This window comes from Arthrobacter sp. 9E16 (assembly GCF_002929435.1).
GTDB classification, from domain to species: Bacteria; Actinomycetota; Actinomycetes; order Actinomycetales; family Micrococcaceae; genus Arthrobacter_B; species Arthrobacter_B sunyaminii.
Genome location: NZ_PJIU01000003.1, coordinates 34,543 through 53,391, shown reverse-complemented (window position 1 = coordinate 53,391; position 18,849 = coordinate 34,543). Strand labels below are relative to the sequence as shown.

The 18,849-nt window shown below is 64.4% G+C and carries 17 protein-coding genes; 6 read left to right on the top strand and 11 right to left on the bottom strand.

Annotated features, from left to right (window positions below; genetic code table 11):
* The first annotated feature begins 134 nt into the window (after positions 1-134).
* Together CXR00_RS12685 and CXR00_RS12680 are read left to right on the top strand one after the other, a co-directional pair.
* On the top strand, positions 135-1,109 hold the full coding sequence (locus CXR00_RS12685; protein WP_181032555.1) for a flavin reductase: 975 nt from the start codon (positions 135-137) through the stop codon (positions 1,107-1,109).
* Between the two features lie 121 nt (positions 1,110-1,230).
* Positions 1,231-2,490 (top strand): acyl-CoA dehydrogenase, encoded by a 1,260-nt coding sequence (locus CXR00_RS12680; protein ID WP_104054936.1) that lies wholly within the window; start codon positions 1,231-1,233, stop codon positions 2,488-2,490.
* A gap of 142 nt (positions 2,491-2,632) precedes the next feature.
* Here the strand turns inward: CXR00_RS12680 and CXR00_RS12675 are convergent, their stop codons facing one another.
* The 9 genes from CXR00_RS12675 to CXR00_RS12635 all read right to left on the bottom strand — a co-directional run bounded on the left by CXR00_RS12675 (position 2,633) and on the right by CXR00_RS12635 (position 10,848).
* On the bottom strand, positions 2,633-3,538 hold the full coding sequence (locus CXR00_RS12675; protein WP_104054935.1) for an alpha/beta fold hydrolase: 906 nt from the start codon (positions 3,536-3,538) through the stop codon (positions 2,633-2,635).
* Entirely contained in the window at positions 3,535-4,140 is a 606-nt protein-coding gene (locus tag CXR00_RS12670) for a VOC family protein (protein ID WP_181032554.1), read from the bottom strand. The genes CXR00_RS12675 and CXR00_RS12670 overlap by 4 nt, the downstream gene beginning before the upstream one ends.
* A gap of 70 nt (positions 4,141-4,210) precedes the next feature.
* A complete protein-coding gene (locus CXR00_RS12665) occupies positions 4,211-5,593 on the bottom strand; it encodes an MmgE/PrpD family protein (protein WP_181032553.1) in 1,383 nt (460 codons plus the stop codon).
* Positions 5,594-5,736: 143 nt separating this feature from the next.
* Positions 5,737-6,555, bottom strand: a complete 819-nt coding sequence (locus CXR00_RS12660) for an HpcH/HpaI aldolase/citrate lyase family protein (RefSeq protein ID WP_258060440.1) — start codon at positions 6,553-6,555, stop codon at positions 5,737-5,739.
* Positions 6,540-7,325: a 2-oxo-hept-4-ene-1,7-dioate hydratase gene (gene hpaH / locus CXR00_RS12655; protein ID WP_104054932.1), complete on the bottom strand. Its 786-nt coding sequence runs from the start codon at positions 7,323-7,325 to the stop codon at positions 6,540-6,542. Before hpaH ends, CXR00_RS12660 begins: the two co-directional genes overlap by 16 nt.
* 48 nt (positions 7,326-7,373) lie before the next feature.
* Positions 7,374-8,195, bottom strand: a complete 822-nt coding sequence (locus CXR00_RS12650) for an ABC transporter ATP-binding protein (RefSeq protein ID WP_104054931.1) — start codon at positions 8,193-8,195, stop codon at positions 7,374-7,376.
* A gap of 9 nt (positions 8,196-8,204) precedes the next feature.
* Entirely contained in the window at positions 8,205-8,963 is a 759-nt protein-coding gene (locus CXR00_RS12645) for an ABC transporter permease (protein ID WP_104054930.1), read from the bottom strand.
* Complete coding sequence (locus CXR00_RS12640) at positions 8,963-9,853, bottom strand: ABC transporter permease (protein WP_104054929.1); 891 nt, start codon at positions 9,851-9,853, stop codon at positions 8,963-8,965. Before CXR00_RS12640 ends, CXR00_RS12645 begins: the two co-directional genes overlap by 1 nt.
* Positions 9,850-10,848 (bottom strand): ABC transporter substrate-binding protein, encoded by a 999-nt coding sequence (locus CXR00_RS12635; RefSeq protein WP_104054928.1) that lies wholly within the window; start codon positions 10,846-10,848, stop codon positions 9,850-9,852. The genes CXR00_RS12640 and CXR00_RS12635 overlap by 4 nt, the downstream gene beginning before the upstream one ends.
* A gap of 318 nt (positions 10,849-11,166) precedes the next feature.
* Between CXR00_RS12635 and CXR00_RS12630 the strand changes: the two genes are divergently transcribed.
* Genes CXR00_RS12630 through CXR00_RS12615 form a run of 4 tightly spaced genes read left to right on the top strand, consistent with a single transcriptional unit; the run spans position 11,167 to position 16,002 of the window.
* Positions 11,167-12,354 (top strand): CaiB/BaiF CoA-transferase family protein, encoded by a 1,188-nt coding sequence (locus tag CXR00_RS12630; protein WP_104054927.1) that lies wholly within the window; start codon positions 11,167-11,169, stop codon positions 12,352-12,354.
* Positions 12,355-12,410: 56 nt separating this feature from the next.
* Positions 12,411-13,595: an acyl-CoA dehydrogenase family protein gene (locus tag CXR00_RS12625; protein ID WP_104054926.1), complete on the top strand. Its 1,185-nt coding sequence runs from the start codon at positions 12,411-12,413 to the stop codon at positions 13,593-13,595.
* A gap of 20 nt (positions 13,596-13,615) precedes the next feature.
* Positions 13,616-15,133 (top strand): aldehyde dehydrogenase family protein, encoded by a 1,518-nt coding sequence (locus CXR00_RS12620; RefSeq protein WP_258060439.1) that lies wholly within the window; start codon positions 13,616-13,618, stop codon positions 15,131-15,133.
* The gene (locus CXR00_RS12615; protein WP_104054925.1) at positions 15,130-16,002 is read left to right on the top strand and encodes a 3-hydroxyacyl-CoA dehydrogenase family protein; all 873 of its coding nucleotides are present in this window, start codon (positions 15,130-15,132) and stop codon (positions 16,000-16,002) included. Before CXR00_RS12620 ends, CXR00_RS12615 begins: the two co-directional genes overlap by 4 nt.
* A gap of 36 nt (positions 16,003-16,038) precedes the next feature.
* On the opposite strand, the gene mmsB is transcribed toward CXR00_RS12615, so the two are convergent.
* Together mmsB and mmsA are read right to left on the bottom strand one after the other, a co-directional pair.
* Positions 16,039-17,172, bottom strand: a complete 1,134-nt coding sequence (gene mmsB / locus CXR00_RS12610; RefSeq protein WP_258060531.1) for a multiple monosaccharide ABC transporter permease — start codon at positions 17,170-17,172, stop codon at positions 16,039-16,041.
* A 65-nt stretch (positions 17,173-17,237) separates the two neighbouring features.
* Entirely contained in the window at positions 17,238-18,785 is a 1,548-nt protein-coding gene (gene mmsA, locus CXR00_RS12605) for a multiple monosaccharide ABC transporter ATP-binding protein (RefSeq protein ID WP_104054923.1), read from the bottom strand.
* Between the last annotated feature and the right edge of the window lie 64 nt (positions 18,786-18,849).

Below are 18,849 nucleotides of genomic sequence, written 5' to 3'. Positions count from 1 at the left end.
ACCGGGGGACGGCCACCGGTAACTATCCCGGCATTCGGAACGCCCGTTCCCGGCGCGCCCGGTCCCGGACCATACTTTGGGGCGAGGAGACATGCGCCGTGACGGTCATGCCGGACCAACAAGGAGACCAGGAAATGAGCACCACCTATTCGCCGCAGCCAACCGCCGCCGGCATCATTGAGCGGGGCGATCCCGCGGAGGACCCCCGTGCCTTCCGGCGGGCCCTTGGACAGTTTGCAACTGGCGTCACCATCATCACCACATCGGACGGAACCAGCCACGTGGGCATGGCGGTCAACTCATTTGCCGCCGTCTCCCTGGATCCCCCGCTCATCTCGTGGTCCATCCGCAATGAATCCCGCAACCGCGACACCTTTGCCCGCAACGGACACTTTGGGGTCAGCGTTCTGGCCGAGGACCAGGTGGCTGTCTCCGGCCTCTTCGCCCGCCCGCAGGAAGATCAGTTTGACCACGTTTCCTGGACTGCCGGCCTACACGGCGACCCTCTCCTGGACCAGGCCATTGCGCACTTCGAATGCACTCTGGAAGCAACCCACGACGGCGGGGATCACCAGATCATCATTGGCCGGGTCAGCAGCTGCACACGGTTGGACGGTGCACCCCTGCTCTTCGCACAGGGGCAGTACGGCATCGCCGAGGCACATCCCCAGGTGGAGCTGACCTCAGCGGCACCCTCCGTCAAACCTGCCGAGGCCGGCGGGGACCAGCCTCTGTTCATGTCCCTGCTGAAGGCAACGGAACAGCACATGTCCAGCCTTTTTGACGAGTACCGGAGCCGCCTGGATATCAACGTTGTGGGAAGCCGGGTGATAAACCTGCTGGATAGCGCCCCGGCAACAGCTGCCGAGATCTCCGAACGGGCACTGCTGGGCGAAGCCACTGTGGAGGACACCCTGAGTGAGTTCCGCGCCAGGGGGTGGGTTGCCGCTTCCTCGAACAAGGTGTTTGAGCTGACGGACGCCGGCCGCGCAGTGCGCCGTGACCTCCTGAGCAGCGCCCGGGAATTCACCTCCGCCCAGCTGAACGGCATCGACCCCTCGGACCTGGAAGCTGCACGCCGGGTCCTGCTCCGTCTCCTGGCACCGTAACCGCTTCACCGGAATGCAAAACAGGGACCGGATAACAGCGTCCCCCGATTACCCCTGACCTGCGTCACCCCCGCCCTAATGCGACGACGCGAACCACATCGAAGAAACAAGAGGAGGGAACATGTCGACTTTGTCCGACTCCCTGAACCCAGCCACCATCACCGATTCAAACCCCCGCAACCTTGATTGGTCCGCTTACCGGGAACGCGCTCTGTCCGCCGGCCAGGATTATCTCGCGGCCGTTGACGGGATCCTCGAGGGCGTCCGGTCCCGCCGGGAGCAGTCCGAGGCCGAGGGGCGGGTTCCCGACGCCACTGTCAGGGACATGATTGGGACCGGACTGTTCCGGGCCTTCACTCCCCTGCGCTACGGCGGACTTGAGATGGACCCGGCATCCTTCTTCGAAGGCATCATGAAAATCGCCGAAGCCGACGCCTCCGCCGCCTGGATCGCAGGCCAGCTCAACGTGCACTCTTTCGAGATCGCCCTCATGTCCGAGCGGATGCAGGATGAGTTCTGGGCCACCGGCCCGGACACCCGGGCCTCGAGCTCCTACGCTCCGATCGGCAAGGTAACGGAGACCGGTGACGGCTATGTCCTAAACGGCACCTGGACTTTCTCCAGCGGCGTTGACCATGCCCAGTGGGTGATTCTGGGCGGAGGCGACAAAGCCTTCGTTGTGCCGATTGCCGACGTGGTGGTGGACCATGACAGCTGGGATGTTCAGGGCCTCAAGGGCACCGGCAGCAAATCAGTCTCCCTCACCGACGTCTTGGTGCCGGATTACCGGGTGCACAAATTCATCGACACCTACAATGACGAGAACCCGGGCTGGGCGGTAAACAACGTTCCCCTGTACTGGATGTCCTTCTCCGCCGTCTTCAACGCCACACCCACAAACACCGTCCTTGGCGCAGGACTTGGAGGCATCAACACGTTCATTGAGCAGTCCCGCCTGCGCCTCACCCGTCAGGGCACCGGATCCCCCATCGCCCAGAACCCGTTCCTGCACCTTAAGGTGGCCGAATCGCTGACCAAGATCGGCACGGCACGGGAGCGCCACCTGCAGAACTGGCGGACGCTCTTTGACATTGCCTGCCGCGGAGAGGAAGCAACTCCGCTGGAGCGCATGCGGATCCGTTATGAATCAGCGCAGGCCAATGCCACGTGCTTCGAATCCTTTGCCGACATCTGGCCCATTGCCGGAGCTGCCGCATCCGCCTCCAGCAATCCGCTGCAGCAGACCTTCCGCGACCTGATGGCCGCACGAAACCACGGTTCGGCAGGCCGGGAACTGGCGGCGGGCCAGTACATCAAGACCCTGTTCGGGCTGCCCCCTGCACCGTTCACCGACTTCGGAACCCTGGCCTACTACAAGTAACCGGCAGCACGGGAAAGGGGCGGGATGAAGACATCCCGCCCCTTTTTGTACGCCCTCGCCGGTTCTGTACCTGCACGGGCACATGCGCTTAAATCCCGAAGGGCCGGCCGGACACTGCGGTGTCCGGCCGGCCCTTATGCCGTCAGCGGGCGTCGCTGAGTTCACGGCCCTTTACATGCCTGCCCAAAAACTGGAGCACCGCTTCATGGAACTGCTCCGGCTGCTCAAACTGCGGCCAGTGGTCACACCCGTGCATTTCGCAGAGTTCGGCTCCCGGCACCAGGCGCGTGATCTCATACGCGTTGTCCAGGAACATGTTCGGCGCATCAACGGACGCCACCACCAGCATGGGCTGGCGGATCTCGGACCACTCCGCACGGGTCAGTTTGTTGTTCCCGCGGGTGAAAGCAAGGAGATGACCCATGGCGGCCTTCATGGAATCCTGCCGGTAAATCCCCAGGCGCACGGCCACGAGGTCATCGATAAGATCCTCCCGGTGCAGCATGAGACGGCCCATGGCCGCACTCACCGTCTCCCACGTCGGGTCCGCTGCGGCGGCACCGCGGCGCCGCCGTACGTCAGCCGCGAAGCTCTCCTCGGCAGCGGCGTCGACGACGATGCCGGCCGGTGCGAGGGCAACGAGGGACACAATCCGCTCCGGCAGGTCCCTGGCCAGCCGGGCGGCCACCCAGGATCCCAGGGACACGCCGATGAGAGAGGCTTCCCTGATGCCCAGGGCGTCCATGAAATCGCGCACATGCGCTGCATAGTCGGAAATCTGATAATCGAAGTCTGGCTTGTCCGTGTATCCGCAGCCCAGCAGATCCAGTCCCAGGACGTGGTAATCCCGGGACAGCGCCTCATAATTGGCGCAGAAGTTCTCCAGGCTGCCGGCCGTGCCGTGCAGCAAAATAAGGGCGGGGTTGGAGGGATCGCCCGCTTCCAGATACCTGGTGCGCACCCCGCGCGCCTCCACGGTGCGGAGGGCGTGCGGGGTGCGGTTCAGGTAGGTCCAGACGCTGCGGAACTCCCCGGCGTCGGCGGTCACGAGGCGAGTGCGACTCGGGCAGCCTTGAGTTTTGCTGCCTGCTCAGCCATCCACTCCGACCGCGGCCGGGCCTGCGGGTCCTGGCTGACGAGTGCCTCGGTCTGGCGCAGAATCTCTTCTTCGCTGTCCTCCAGGTTCAGCGGTTCCCCCAGCGGCTGCTGCGTGTACCAGTCGGAGTGGGTGTAGACCTCGATCATGTTGCCGTCCGGATCATCGATGTAGATGCTCCAGGCGTTGCCGTGGTTTTTGACAACCTGAACCGGAATGCCGGTGGTGACGACGTGGCGCCAGAAGGCCCGCAGTTCGCTGAGGTTGGGCACAAGGAAGGAAATCTGTGCCGTGGTGGGCGGGGTTTCCGGTGCGCGGCCTTCGATCAGTGCCAGCTGGTGGTGTTCGCTCGGGTCACCGGTGAGGAAGGCGCCGCGGCGCTTGGTGGCTGCCTTGCCGGACTTTCCGAGCCCGGAGTCACTGATGATCATGCCGAATTCCCGGCAGTAGAACTCAACCATCGCGTCGAGGTCTTTGCAGAAGATGCCGAGGTGGGCCAGGCGAGGGTTGAACTCAGTCTTGACCTGCGCTTCGGTGCTGGTGGTCAGGGTCATGTCGATTCCATCCTTTGGTTGTGCGGAAATGGTGCTGTGCGGCCCCTGCATGGCGGGGTGCGGTGGTGCATTACAGCGACAGCTGCTTTGCAAGTTCTGCGACGTCCGGGACGTCTTCGAGTTTGTGGATCAGTTCCAGGGCGCGCTCGGCCTGGTCCTGCGGGAGTGTGCCGTTGAAACGGACGTTGCGCCGGTACTTGGCGACGACGTCGTCATACCCCACCGGGTCATCGAGCCAGCCAACGGGATTCTCGCGGAAGAACTCAACTTCGCGGCCATCCTTGAGGAGGATGGTGAGCCGGATGGCGTGCGTCTTGCCGCTGGGCAGATTGGGCCGAAGCACCACCCGGGACGCCAGATCCAGGATCCGCGGATCACGGATCGCCGGTTCGCTGTAATGCTCCAGTTCCGGACGCCCCCGGTACAGCGCATTGGCCACACCGTAGGGAATGCTGAACAGAAACTTCGGCTGCAGGTCATCCGGGCCGGGAACCTGGTTGAGGAAATGGTCAATGCGCTGGGGCAGAACGTCCAGATACACCTGCGCAACGTCGTCGCCGGCAAACCCGTGTTCCGCCCTGACCTCCAGGGCACAGTCGATGGGGTTGTGGTTTCCGTAGCAGGACGGATGCATTTTGTGCTGCCCTCGGACGTAGAAAATGTCACCCAGGTCAGCGGTCATTGCCTCGGGGTGCGGATCATCCGTGTACAGGCTGAAGTATCCCAGCCGGCTTTCCAGGGCGTCGCGGACGCCGTCAAAACCTGCCACCGAGAGCTGGCAGCTGAGAATGCCGTTGAAGGCCGCCATGGCGCCGGGGAGCTTGAAGGACGGAACACCGTCCCAAATGCCCTGGTAGGAACCGGCCATCAGGTTGAGCAGGATTCCAAAGGCGTTGCGCAGCTGGTCGCTGGTCAGCCCCATGAGCCGGCCGGCCACCGCCGTTGCGCCAAACGCGTTCGAGGTGCCGCAGACTTCGAAGTCGGCGTCGAAGTTGAAGGTATTCGCCACCGAGACGCGGGCCGCCACGTCCCCGCCGAGGATTACTGCGGCAAGCAGCTCCCGGCCGTTGGAGTGCATAAACTCCCCCACATTCAGGGCAGTGGGTTCGGTCGTGCTGGCCACGTGGCCCACCATTTTGCCGGCGTTCACCCCTTCGGGTTCCGGTCCGCAGACCTCAAAGTCGAAGGTCCTGCTCCGCAGCGAGTTGATCATGGCGGCGTAGGGAAGTGCCAGTTTCTCGCCGCTGGCTACCACCGATGCCTGCGGCGCCCCGCCCAGGGCGCGGACGACCTGGAGCACTGCATCGTTGCCGGCTCCTCCCGCCCCCGAAACGGAGCAGCCCAGGGTGTCGATAAGCCGCATTTTCGCCGCCTCGATCACGTCTTCGCCGAAGGCTTCAAAGGGGGTGTCCAGGATGTGGTCGACCAGCCGGTCGATAATGCGGGGAGTCATGCCGGTCCCGCCTTTCATTGGGGGTCTGGGTTCTGGTGCGACGATATTCTCCAAGAGGTGCACCGGTAAGCCTGAATTCCGGTATCCGGAAATGCGGCGCCGGAGGGGCTTCGCGGGTTTTCGCCGCTCGGATGCCTGTGCTGCTAGTAGCTGGCCCGGACCGCAGAAACGCCGTCCGCGGGTCCGGCTCTGAACGCGGCGGCCAGCGCCTCCGCGCCGCGCGCCAGCACGGAAACGTCGGCGCCGACATTCACGAAATCCGCGCCGGCGTCGATATAGGTCTGGGCCTGCGCGGGGACAAACGCGTTGACGCCTGCAATCTTGCCGGCGTCCTTTACCGCCCGGATAACGCGCACCACGGCTGACACCACGTCGGGGTGCTGCTGCTGCCCGAGCAGTCCCATGGTTGCGGCGAGGTCGGACGGCCCGATGAACACGCCGTCGACCCCGTCCACGCGGGCAATGTCCGCCGCGTTTCCTACGGCCTCCACCGACTCAATCTGCACCAGCACGGTGAGCTGTTCCTCCGCGCGCTGCAGATAGTCCGGCACCCGGTTCCAACGGGCGGAGCGGGCCAGCGCCGCGCCGACGCCGCGATGGCCGCGCGGGGCGTAGCGGACAGAGGAAACCGCGTCCGCCGCCTGTCCGGCGGTGTTGATCATGGGAACAATCAGCGACTGGGCCCCGAGGTCAAGGACCTGCTTGATGATGACCGGGTCATTGACCGGGACCCGCACCACGGCGGCTGTGGGATAGCCCGCGATGGCCCGGAGCTGGGCAAGGATGGATTCAAGCCCCATCGGGCCGTGTTCGGCGTCGATGAGCAGGTAGTCCAGTCCGGATCCTGCGCAGATTTCGGCAACTCCGGCGTCACCGCTGCAGAGGAACATCCCGGTGATGACCCGGTCGTTTCCCTCGAACAGGGCTTTAAAGGAGGCGTCGGGAGCTACTCGAAGCGGCACGTGATGGTTCCCAGCTTTCCGTAGTCGGCGAAGACCGTGTCACCGCGGTGCACGGGCATCGGTCGGGTGAAGGAGCCGGCAAGGATGATCTCCCCGGCTTTCAACCCGTCACCGTGGGGGGCGATTTTGTTGGCCAGCCAATACACGCCGGCGGCCGGGTGGCCCAGGACGCCGGCCGCGACGCCGGTTTCCTCAATGCCTTGATTCCGGTAGAGGACAGCGGAAACCCAGCGCAGGTCGATGTCCCGCGGGCGGACAGGGTTGCCACCCAGGACCATGGCTCCCATCGCGGCATTGTCGGAGATGGTGTCCACGATGGTGCGGCCGGCCATCTCGATGCGCGAGTCCAGGATCTCCAGTGCTGGGACCACATATTCCGTGGCGTTCAGCACGTCAAAGATGGTGGCGCCGGGGCCGGCGATGTCCCGGTTGAGGACAAAGGCCAGCTCCACTTCAACCCGCGGGAAGCTGTACTGGTCCCATTGCACGGCACAGCCGTTCTCCAGGACCATGTCGGCGAAAATGACACCGTAGTCCGGCTCGGTGATGCCCGTTGCCAGCTGCATGGCACGCGAGGTCAGGCCAATTTTCCGGCCTGCCAGCCGGCGGCCTTCGGCCTCGCAGCGCTGACGCCAGAGTGTCTGGACCCGGTAGGCGTCCTCCACCGTCATGTCCGGGTAGCGGGCGGTGAGGCGGGGCACCGGGATCCGGGTCCGGCCCGCCTCGACGAGCTCGTCCGCGATCAGGGCGATGGTTTGTTCATCGAGCATGGCTGCTCCCCCAGCGCCTCGTCGCCGCCGGGCGGGCAATTGGCGTGCTCATACCTGGCCCGGGGCGGGCTGGGTGCGGATTTCCTGGTAGACCTTGGCACGCAGCTCGGCGAACTGGGCGGTGGACTTGGTGCTGATCTGGTCCCGGTCATCCCCGAGATGCGTTTCAATCAGGTCAACAACCTTGGTGGGCCGGCCGCCGAGGACCAGGACACGATCGGACAGGTAGACGGCCTCATCAATGTCATGGGTCACGAGCACGATGGTGATGCCCAGATGCTGCTTGAGCTTCAGGGTCAGGTCCTCCAAATCGGAGCGCGTCTGCGCGTCCACCGAGGCAAACGGCTCGTCCATCAGGACAATGGCCGGCTCGAAGGCGAGCGCCCGGGCAATGGCAACGCGCTGCTGCATGCCACCGGAGAGCTGCCAGGGGTACTTGCCCAGATGTCCGGCCAGGCCCACCTCCTCCAGCGCCGCCGTCGCCTTCTTCTTGATATCCGCCTTGGCCATCTTGGTGGAGCGCAGCGGGAGGGCAACGTTGTCCAGGACGGACAACCAGGGCATCAGCGACCGGGAATAATCCTGAAAGACGATGGCCATCTCGGCGGGTGGTTCATTCACTTCGACGCCGCGCAGCGACACCGATCCGGAGGTCGGAGCGATCAGCCCGGACAGGCACTGCAGCAGGGTTGTCTTTCCCGCTCCTGAAGGGCCCACAATGCACAGGAATTCACCGGTGCGCACGTCCACACTGATGTCTCCAAGGACCTGGTTCGGCCCATAACTCTTCCCGAGGTTGCGCACGGAGAGCAACGTTTCGCCGGCGGACTGCGGCGCAGGGAACTTCTGGGTGGCGGCTGGCTGGTTCATAGTCATTTCCTAAGCGTTCTTGATGTGGTGCCAACGGAGGATGCGGTTCTCGGCCAGGCGGAAGGCAAGGTTCAGGAGATAACCGAGCAGGCCAAGCATGATGATGCCCGTCCACATGCTCAGGATGTCGAAGTTCCGCTGCGCGTTGAGGACGAAGTAGCCCACACCGCCGGGTGAACCGATCATTTCGGTCACGACCATCACCACGGCGGCGATGGCGAGTGACAGCCGTGCGCCGGCAAAAATCTGCGGGGAGGCGTTCGGGACATAAATGAACCGGATGCGCTGCCACAGTGTCAGGCGGTAGCTCTTGGCCACCTGCAGCAGGACGGGCTCCACCGAGCGGACACCGTCAATGGTGTTGAGCAGGATCGGCCAGGTGCAGGCAAGCGCGATCATGAAGAGCTTCATTTCCTGGCCCACGCCAAGGAAGAGGGTGGCGATCGGCAGCAGGGCAACTCCGGGCGTTGAGCGCAGGAGTTCAAGAAGAGGACGCAGGGCCTCTTCCGTGCGGCGCAGCAGCCCCAGCAAAATGCCGCCGCCCACGCCTACGAGGACGGCCAGGAGGAAGCCCAGCAGGATCCGCTGCAGGCTGGGAACGAGGTCGCTGACAATACCGTTGAAGAACCAGATCTGGACGAACTCTTCCATGATCCGGGACAGCGGCGGGAAATAGAAGGACGTGCTTCGGGCGGACAGAACCAGCCACAGGACAACGAGCACGATCGGGAGCCAAAGCTCCCAGGCTACTTTTTTCAGGGTGTTCATCAGGCACGCTCCCCTCGGGTAATCGGATGCCACCACAGGAGGCGGCGTTGGACGAAGAGGATCAGCATGTTGACGCCCAGGCCGATGATTCCGGCGGTTAGGGCGTAGGCAATCACCTCGGGGCGCTGGAAAGCCTGTTCGGAGATCGACAGCTGCTTTCCGAGCCCGGCAGCGCCGCCGATGTACTCGGCACTGACGGTCATGAGCAGCGCAATGGTGGCAGCCAACCGCATCCCCGTGGTCACCAGCAGGGTGACGCTGGGCGCCCAAAGAAAACGGATCCGGTCGCGGCGGGACACCCGGAAGACTTTGGTGACCCACTTCAGGACGGGCTCCACCTGCTTGACCGCGTACATGGACTGGATCATGAGCGGCCACACCGCGGACAGGACAATCAGTGTGATCTCCATCCGAATGCTGGGGCCAAAGAGCAGCAGTACCAGCGGAAGCAGCGCGATCGTTGGGATGGTCCGGAAGAAGTCGATCACCCAACGTGTGCTGCGGGTGGCATTGATGGAGATGCCGATCAGCAGTCCCAGCGGTATGCCAATGACGGTGCAGATGGCCAGGCCGAGTGCCCATACTTTGAGGGTGGTCAGGACGGCAGTCCAGTAGGCGCCAGTCCCCCACAGACCGGCCAGCGCGGCTGCTACCTGCAACGGACCGGGCAGGCTGCCGTCCGAGGTGGCGGCCGCCAGCTGCCAGATCAGGAGAACGGCCAGGACTGCAACCAGCTGCCACCGAAAAGTGCGGAGCCCGCCGCGCAGCCCCGAGGCCGGGGGCGTGCTCGGCCGGGAACTGATCCGGCGCGATTTGGCCCCGGAGGCGGAACCGGCGTCAGAGGCCTGCGTCTGCGGGGGCGCGGCGCTGCGTGGGGTACTCAGCGTCACTGGATGTCCGCCAACAGGGTGGCCGGGTCCGGGAGGCTGCTAAGGATGCCGTACTTCACGGCCATCTCGGCCACTGAGCCGAGCCGCTCCGGATCAATGGCCTGGGTTCCGAAGTCAAGGACGAAGGCGTTGGCGAGTTGCTCGGTCTTGTAGCCCAACTGTTCCACGGCTATCTTCTTGCCCAGCTCCTTGTCCTTATTGACTTCGTCCTGGGCCGTGTAGACCGCGGAAACAAACTTCTTCAGGGTGTCCGGATTCTGCGCGATGAACTCAGTGGTGGCGATGTACACCGAACTGGGATCACCCTTGCCACCGGGAACGTCCGTGCTGTTGATGAGCCTGGCCTTCCCCTCGGCCACGGTCGCTGAGGCCATCGGCTCAGAAGCGGTGGTGGCATCCACGTCGCCCTTGAGGAGCAGGTCAACGGCCTGCGGGCCCGGGATTTCAATGAACTTCACCTGGGAGGAATCGCCGCCGGATTCATCCACAGCCACCCGAATATTCATCCAGATCTGGTTGTTGATGGCCGGCACGCCCAAGTTCTTTCCCTCGAGGTCTGCGGCGGTCTTGATGTCGCTGTCCGGAGTGACTAGCACGCTGCCGGTGGACGGCTCGCCGGGAGCTCCTTCGGTGGACTGAACACCGGCTGCGGCAAGGATCTTGACCGGTATTCCCTTTTCAATCGCCTGCATCGCCGTTGTGGTGTCGACCTGGGCGATCTGCAGGTCCCCGCTCAGCAACTGGGGCACGGCGTCGTTGCCGGACTTAACGCCAGTGGCTGTAACGGAGAGCCCAACATCTTCGAACTTCCCGCTGGCAATGGCATTGCGAACGCCCACTCCTGCAATGCTTGTTGTGCTGCCGACATTCAGTGATTCAACCTGAGCGGATTCAGACGCCGCAGATTCAGCGCAGGCGCTGACAGAAAGAGCCAGTGCGATGACGGCTACGGCAGAGTAACCGCGCCGACGCTGGCGCGTGGAAAGAGCTCGCATGTGTTGTACCAATCTTCCTTCGAAGGGGATGGGCCGTGGGGGGATCGACGGTCAACGCCCGCTCCGATCGAGGTCGAAACAAGGCATTTCTGTAGTGCTTGGTTCAGAAACTGTAATCAGCATCACACAGTGAAGCAACGCAGCTTCCCGGATAGTGAAAAGCGGCGTCAAAAACCCGGGCCCGGCGCGACTTATTGGAGGCGGACCACCGGACCGGCGGAAATGCCGGGGAACAAACTGATGTACCGCATAGCGGAATTCACACGTGCCGGACCGCGGCGCACGGTGTGAAATGGTGCCTATGAACGGATCCCCCGCATGAAGCGGCCCCTCGAAGGCATCCTCGTTGCCGATTTCTCCCGCGTCCTGGCCGGTCCGCTGGCAACAATGATGCTTGCGGACCTGGGCGCCAGAGTGATCAAGGTGGAGCGTCCCGGCACCGGAGACGACACCCGTCATTGGGGTCCGCCCTATTCATCCACCGGCACCACCTATTTCGATTCCGTGAACCGGAACAAGGAATCCATCTGCCTGGATCTGGCCGAACCTGCGGATTTGGCGCTGGGGGTGGAACTGGCGCTTCAGGCCGATGTCCTGGTGGAAAACTTCAAACCCGGCGGCATGAACAAGATCGGGCTCGGTTACGGAGACCTTGCAGACCGCAACCCCGGACTTGTTTATGCCTCCATCTCCGGTTTCGGCGACCGGGGCGGCGCGGACCTGCCCGGCTATGACTTCATTGTCCAGGCGCTCGGCGGCCTCATGAGCATCACTGGGGAGGCGGAAGGGAGCCCGGCCAAGGCCGGGGTTGCCCTTGTTGACGTGCTCACCGCCAAGGATACGGTGATCGGGATCCTCGCCGCTCTGGCAGCCCGTCAGTCCGGCGGCCGGGGGGCACACCTCAAAATGAACCTGCTCTCAAGCCTGCAGGGGGCCCTGGCCAACCAGGCTCAGGCGTTTTTGGGCGCCGGTGAAATTCCGGGCCGGATGGGCAATGAGCACCCGTCGATTGTGCCGTATCAGCTTCTTGAAGCGGCGGACGGCCCGGTGGCGGTCGCCTGCGGCAACGATTCCCAGTTCGACAGACTGTGCCGCGAACTCGATGTCCCTGGTCTGGCCTCCGACCCGCGCTTCGTCACCAACAAGGATCGGGTGGCCCACCGGCGGGACCTCATTCCGCTGCTTGAGCGCGCTCTTTCCCGGGCGCCGGCGGAGGAATGGCAGGCACGCCTTTCCGCTGCGGGCGTGCCTGCCGGGAAGGTTGCCACCATCGATCAGGGCCTGGCCTACGCCGAATCGCTCGGGCTGGAACCCACCATCGATGTCCGTGACGCTTCCGGAAGCATTCTGGGCCGCCAGATCCGGCACCCGATCACGTGGGATCCCCCCTTCGCCCCCCGCACAGACGCGCCGCCCCGGCTGGGCCAGGACACCGGGGACGTCGTTTCCTGGCTGGCGTCCAAGGCCCCGAAGGCAGACGACGGCGCCCCGGCGGCCGGTTCCTAATACCAGACAGTTTTTCGCACCAGATGTTTTTCGAACCAGAATGCAGGAGCACCCCCATGACCGTTACAGACCCGTCCCTGACCACCGACCCGGCTGATCTGATTGACTTCGATTCCCTGCTAAGCCCCGACGAGCTCCAGCTGCGGGCGACCGTCCGCGACTTCGTCAACTCGGAGATCAAACCGAACATTGCCGGGTGGTACGAGGAGGCCCGGTTCCCCTTGGAGATTGTCCCGGAGATGGCAAAGCTCGGGCTGCTGGGCATGCATCTGACAGGCTACGGCTGCGCCGGCCGCTCCGCCGTGGATTACGGCCTCGCAGGCGCCGAGCTCGAAGCCGGGGACTCAGGATTGCGGACGTTCGTCTCGGTGCAGGGTTCCCTGGCCATGTCCGCCATCCACAAGCACGGATCCGAAGACCAGAAACAGGAGTGGCTGCCGAAGATGGCCGCCGGCGAGGCCATTGGCTGCTTCGGCCTCACGGAGCCCAGCGCCGGATCAGATCCCGCAGGCATGTCCACCTTTGCACGAAGGGACGGAAGTGACTGGGTGCTCAACGGCACCAAACGATGGATCGGGTTGGCAAATGTTGCCGCTGTGGCAGTGATCTGGGCGCAGACGGACGAAGGGGTGCGCGGCTTTGTGGTTCCCACCGGAACGCCGGGTTTCGAGGCAACACCCATCGAACCCAAGCTCTCCATGCGGGCGTCCATCCAGTGCGAAATCGAGCTGACGGATGTCCGGTTGCCGGCTGAGGCTGTGCTCCCCGGCGTAGTGGGGCTCAAAGGTCCGTTCTCCTGCCTGAACGAAGCACGCTACGGCATTATCTGGGGAGCCATGGGCGCGGCACGGGATGCGTTCGAGGCGGCGCTGGCGTATTCGCAGCAGCGGCTGCAGTTCGGCAAGCCGCTCGCCGGCTATCAGATGACCCAGCAGAAGCTGGTGGACATGGCTCTGGAAATCAACAAGGGCTTCCTGCTCGCTTTGCACCTGGGCCGGCAAAAGGATGCCGGGCTGCTGGCTCCGCACCAGATCAGTGTGGGCAAGCTGAACAACTGCCGGGAGGCCATCGACATTTGCCGCCAGGCACGGACCATCCTGGGCGGCAACGGCATCACGTTGGAATACTCGCCGATGCGCCACGCCAACAACTTGGAATCCGTGCGCACCTATGAGGGCACCGATGAAGTTCACACCTTGATCCTGGGCAACAAGCTCACCGGCATTCCGGCCTTCCGCTGAGGCTGGAAAGGACACCGACCATGGACATGACACAAGCGCCCGCTGCTGCACCTGCCCGCACCGTTGCTCTTCGCCAGTTTATTGGCGGGCACTGGGAAGAGGGCACAGGCCCCCTGCTGTCCTCCACCAATCCGGTCCGCGACGGCGAAGTGGTGGCGGCCGGTGCCCAGGCCACCGCCGACGACGTCGACCGCGCGATGGCGGCAGCACGCGGTGCTGCCCGCGCCTGGGCGCAGACGCCCATGCATGAGCGCGGAGCCGTGCTGCTGCGCGCCGCGGCCTGCATCGATGCCAATGCCAGGGACTGGGGTCTCGAGCTGGCCCGCGAGGAAGGAAAGACCCTCGCTGAAGGCATTGGCGAAGTGTCGCGCGCAGCCCAGATCCTGCGATATTTCGGCAATGAAGGGGACCGGCCCGCCGGGGAAGTCTTTTCCTCGCCCCGCCGTGGAGAGCGGATCCTGGTCACCCGAAAACCGCTCGGGGTCATTGGCGTTGTCACACCCTTCAACTTTCCCATCGCCATTCCGGCCTGGAAGATCGCGCCGGCCCTCGTTTTCGGCAACACCGTGGTGTGGAAGCCCGCGTCCACCGTGCCGCTGCTGGCCACGCGTTTGGCCGAGGCGCTGCAGGGCGCAGGCCTGCCGGACGGAGTACTGAATTTGCTGATCGGTCCCGGCGCCCTGGGCAGCTGCCTCGTGGAGCACCCGGACCTGGACGGGCTGACCTTCACCGGGTCCACCGGCGTCGGACGTGAGCTGTCCAGCAAAGCCGCAGCCCGCGGAGTTCCGGTCCAGGCCGAGATGGGCGGCAAGAACGCAGCGATCGTACTGGCCGACGCCGATCTTGACCTGGCCGTGGAGCAGGTGCTCTTTGGCGCGTTCCGCTCCACCGGACAGAAGTGCACTGCAACGTCCCGGCTGATTCTGGCTGAACCGATTGCCGACGAGTTTCTCAGACGGCTCCTCGCCCGGCTCAAGGACTGGCGGGTGGGAGACCCCGCCGACCCGGCCGTCCAAATGGGTCCGCTGGTTTCCGGCTCTGCCGCGGAGGGCATCCGCACCGGCATCCGCGCAGCGCTAAGCCAGGGCGCCCAACTCGTGTACGGCGGTGCGGAGGCCGGTCGGGATGACGGCGCGGCGATGCCTGCCGGGGACAGCTTCCTGGCCCCGACTGTGCTGGAAGTGCCCGAAGGACCGGCTTCCGCGGCCAACACCGCGTGGCGGGACGAGTTCTTCGGCCCGGTGCTCACGGTCCGCCGGGCAGCTGACGCCCAAGAGGCCTTCCGCCTTGCCAATGAGAGCGATTTCGGCCTGTCTTGTGCTTTGTTCACCCAGGACATCACCCGGGTCCTCTCCGCCGTGGATGATTTGGATGTCGGCATCCTGCACGTGAATTCCGAGTCGGCCGGCGCCGATCCCCATGTGCCCTTTGGCGGCGCCAAGAAGTCCGGCTTCGGCCCCAAGGAGCAGGGCGGCGCCGCCAAAGAGTTTTTCACCCACACCACCACCGTTTATCTGACGGGCGGAATCCCCGGATGAAACAGCAAATACCCGGATCAATCCGGAACATTCTCGTGATCGGCGCCGGGACCATGGGACGCCAGATCGCCATGAGCGCCGCGCTTGCCGGATATACGGCAACGCTGCATGACATCAGCCCTGCCATGCTTGAAGCAGCCGAGGCGGACCTCAGCGGCTGGGCGGCCGGACGGGTGGCCAAGGGCAAGCTCGACCGCGAGGACGCCGGGAAGGCACTTGGCCGGCTGTCCTTCAGCACCGATCTGGAGACCTGCGCTGCCGGGGCGGATTTTGTGATTGAAGCGGCAACCGAACGATTGGACCTCAAGCTCGGAATCTTCGAACGCCTTGGCCGTGCTGCACCGGCGCATGCGGTGCTGGCCACCAATTCCTCAACGCTGGGCTCCTCGAAGGTTGCCGAGGTCTCGCGCCGGCCGGAGCAGGTGTGCAACATGCATTTCTTCAACCCCGCGCTCGTCATGAAATGCGTGGAAATTGTCCGGCACGCGAAAACGTCCGATGCCACCGTCGAGACGACGCTGGAAGTGGCCCGCCGGCTCGGAAAAGAACCGGTGCTCATCCACCGCGAAATTCCCGGGTTTATCGCCAATCGCCTGATGGTGGCGCTGCAGCGTGAGGCGCTGGCCCTCGCAGAGGCCGGGATCGCCAGCATCGAGGACATCGACACCACAGCCCGCTCAGCCCTCGGGCATCCCATGGGCCCCTTCCAGCTGATGGACATGGTGGGTCTGGACGTCATCGACTTCATGGCCCGGGCCGTTTACGCCGAGACCGGGGACCCGGCGGACGCACCCAACGCAGCGGTGGCCGGACTTGTGGCAGAACGGAAGCTCGGCCGCAAGTCCGGCGCCGGGTTCTACGAGTACTGAACCCCGGCCGCCGCCGTCGTTCTGAAGCTGCGGCGCCTAGCGCGCACTCTTCCGCCGGCTGAACCCGAACGCCACCGCCAGCAGCAGCACCAGGCCCTTGATGATCTGCTGCCACGCGGCGTCCACGGACAGGATGGACAGGCCCTGGTTCAGCACGCCCATGACCAGGCCGCCGATCACCGCGCCGATCACGGTGCCCACGCCGCCCTGCACAGAGGCACCGCCGATGAACACGGCGGCAATGGCGTCCAGCTCGTAGCCGCCGCCGGCCGAGGCCACCGCTCCCCCGGCCCGCGCGGTGCTCACCACGCCGGCCAGCCCGGCCAGGAAACCCATGTTCACGAAGATGAAGAAGTTCACCCACTGTGTCTTCACGCCGGACATCATGGCCGCATTCAGGTTCCCGCCCATGGCGTAGATGTGCCGGCCAAACACGGTGCGGGTCAGCAGGAAGGAGTACGCCAGCACCAGCACGGCCAGGATGATCAGGATGATCGGTGTGCCGCGGTTGTAGGCCAGCAGATAGCACAGGTACATGATGGCCACCACGGCCACGCCGATCTTGAACCAAAAGGACGCGGCCTGCTCGCGGGGCAGTCCGAGCCGCTGCAGATCCCGGCGGCTCTTGAGCTGCTGCGCAATCACCGCAATGGACGCCACCGCGCCGATGCCCAGCGTGATCAGGTCCGGGGTTCCGGTGGTGGGAAGGGTGCCGGAGCCGATCGCGATATACGGGCGCGGCAGGCCGCTGACGGTTCCGCCGGACAGCAGCACCAGGGCCACGCCGCGGAAGATCAGCATTCCGGCCAGGGTCACAATAAAAGCCGGTATCCCCACAAACGCCACCCAGAAACCCTGCCAGGCTCCGATCAGGGCGCCGACGGCGAGGGCCAGGACAACCGCGCCCCACCAGGGCAGGCCCCAGTCGTTCATGGACAGCGCCGCCACGCCGCCAACCACGGCCACCACAGATCCGACGGAAAGATCGATGTGCCCGGCAATGATCACCATGACCATGCCGATGGCCAGGATCAGCACATACGCGTTCTGCTGGATCAGATTGGACACGTTGCCGGGATAGAGCAGCCGTCCCTCGGTGAGGATCTGGAACAGCACAATGATGACGACGAGCGCGGCGAGGATCCCGTACTGCCGCAGGTCCACCCGGATCCGCCGCTTCGAGGTCTTGGGGTTCGGCGGGAGCGGGGCCTTCGCCTGTTCTGGAGTAGTGGTGGTCACGAGGCTTGTGCTCCTTGGTTCCGGGCGGCGGTCATGTGGCGCATCAGTTCTTCCTGGGTGGCTTCGGCGCGGGGCACCTCGGCGGTGAGCCTGCCTTCGGCGATCGTGTAGATGCGGTCGGCAAGCCCGATCAGCTCGGGCAGCTCGCTGGAAATCACAATGACGGCTTTGCCCTGTGCCGCCATCTCGTTGATGATTCCGTAGATTTCAAACTTGGCGCCGACGTCGATCCCACGTGTCGGCTCGTCGAGGATCAGCACGTCGGGACCGGAATAGATCCACTTGCTGAGCACGACTTTCTGCTGGTTTCCGCCGGACAGGTTCCCCACCAGGGAGGAAACATTCGGTGTCTTGATGTTCATCCGCTGGCGGTAATCATCGGCCACCCCGTACTCGCGGTTGCGGTCGATGATCCCCAGCTTTGCCAGCTTGCGCAGCGCCGCGGCGGACACGTTGACGGTGACGCTGCCGATGAGGTTCAGCCCGTACCGTTTGCGGTCCTCGCTGACGTACGCCAGGCCGTTGCGGATGGCCTCCCCCACCGTGCGGGTCTGTATTTCGGTTCCGTCCTTATACACGCGGCCGGAAATTCCGGAACCCCAGGAACGGCCGAAAATGCTCATCACCAGTTCGGTGCGGCCGGCGCCCATCAGCCCGGCAAAGCCCACAATTTCTCCGGCGTGGACGTTGAAGGAGGCGGATTCGACGACGACGCGGTCCGTGTCCACGGGGTGGTGCACCGTCCAGTCCTCGACCCGGAATTTCTCCGCGCCGATGTCCGGCTCCCGGTCCGGAAACTGGCTGTCCAGCGGACGGCCCACCATGGCCCGGATGATGCGGGTTTCAATCTCGTCGGTGTCCTCGACCGGAAACGTGTCGATGGTTTGTCCGTCGCGGATGACCGTGACGATGTCCGCAATGGCCCGGATCTCGTTGAGCTTGTGGGAAATGATGATCGAGGTGATGCCCTGTTCGCGGAGCTGGTTAATGAGTCCCAGCAGGTGCGCGGAGTCGCCGTCGTTCAGCGCCGCCGTCGGCTCATCCAGGATCAGGATTTTCACTTCCTTGGACAGGGCCTTGGCGATTTCCACCAGCTGCTGCTTGCCCACGCCGAGCTCGAGGATTTTGGTGGCGGGGCTTTCGTCCAGCCCCACGCGCTCCAGCAGAGCCGCGGCCTGCAGGTTGGTTTGGTTCCAGTCGATCACGCCGCCGCGGGAGACTTCGTTGCCCAGGAAGATGTTTTCCGCAATGGACAGGAACGGGCTGAGCGCCAGCTCCTGGTGGATGATCACGATCCCGTCCCGCTCGCTGTCATTGATCGTTGAATAGGACACCGGCGAGTCCTCCAGCGTGATGGTGCCCTCGAAACTGCCGTGCGGATACACGCCGCTGAGCACCTTCATGAGGGTGGACTTGCCGGCGCCGTTTTCGCCGCAGATGGCGTGCACCCCGCCGCGCTCAATGTCCACCGAAACGCCGTCGAGCGCTTTGATGCCGTTGAACTCCTTCACAATGCCGTCCATGGAGAGGATGACGTCATTCATGCCGTTCTCATTTCGCTGCAGAAGTGGAGAACCGGGAGCGGGACGCGGACCGGCCGCGCCCGCT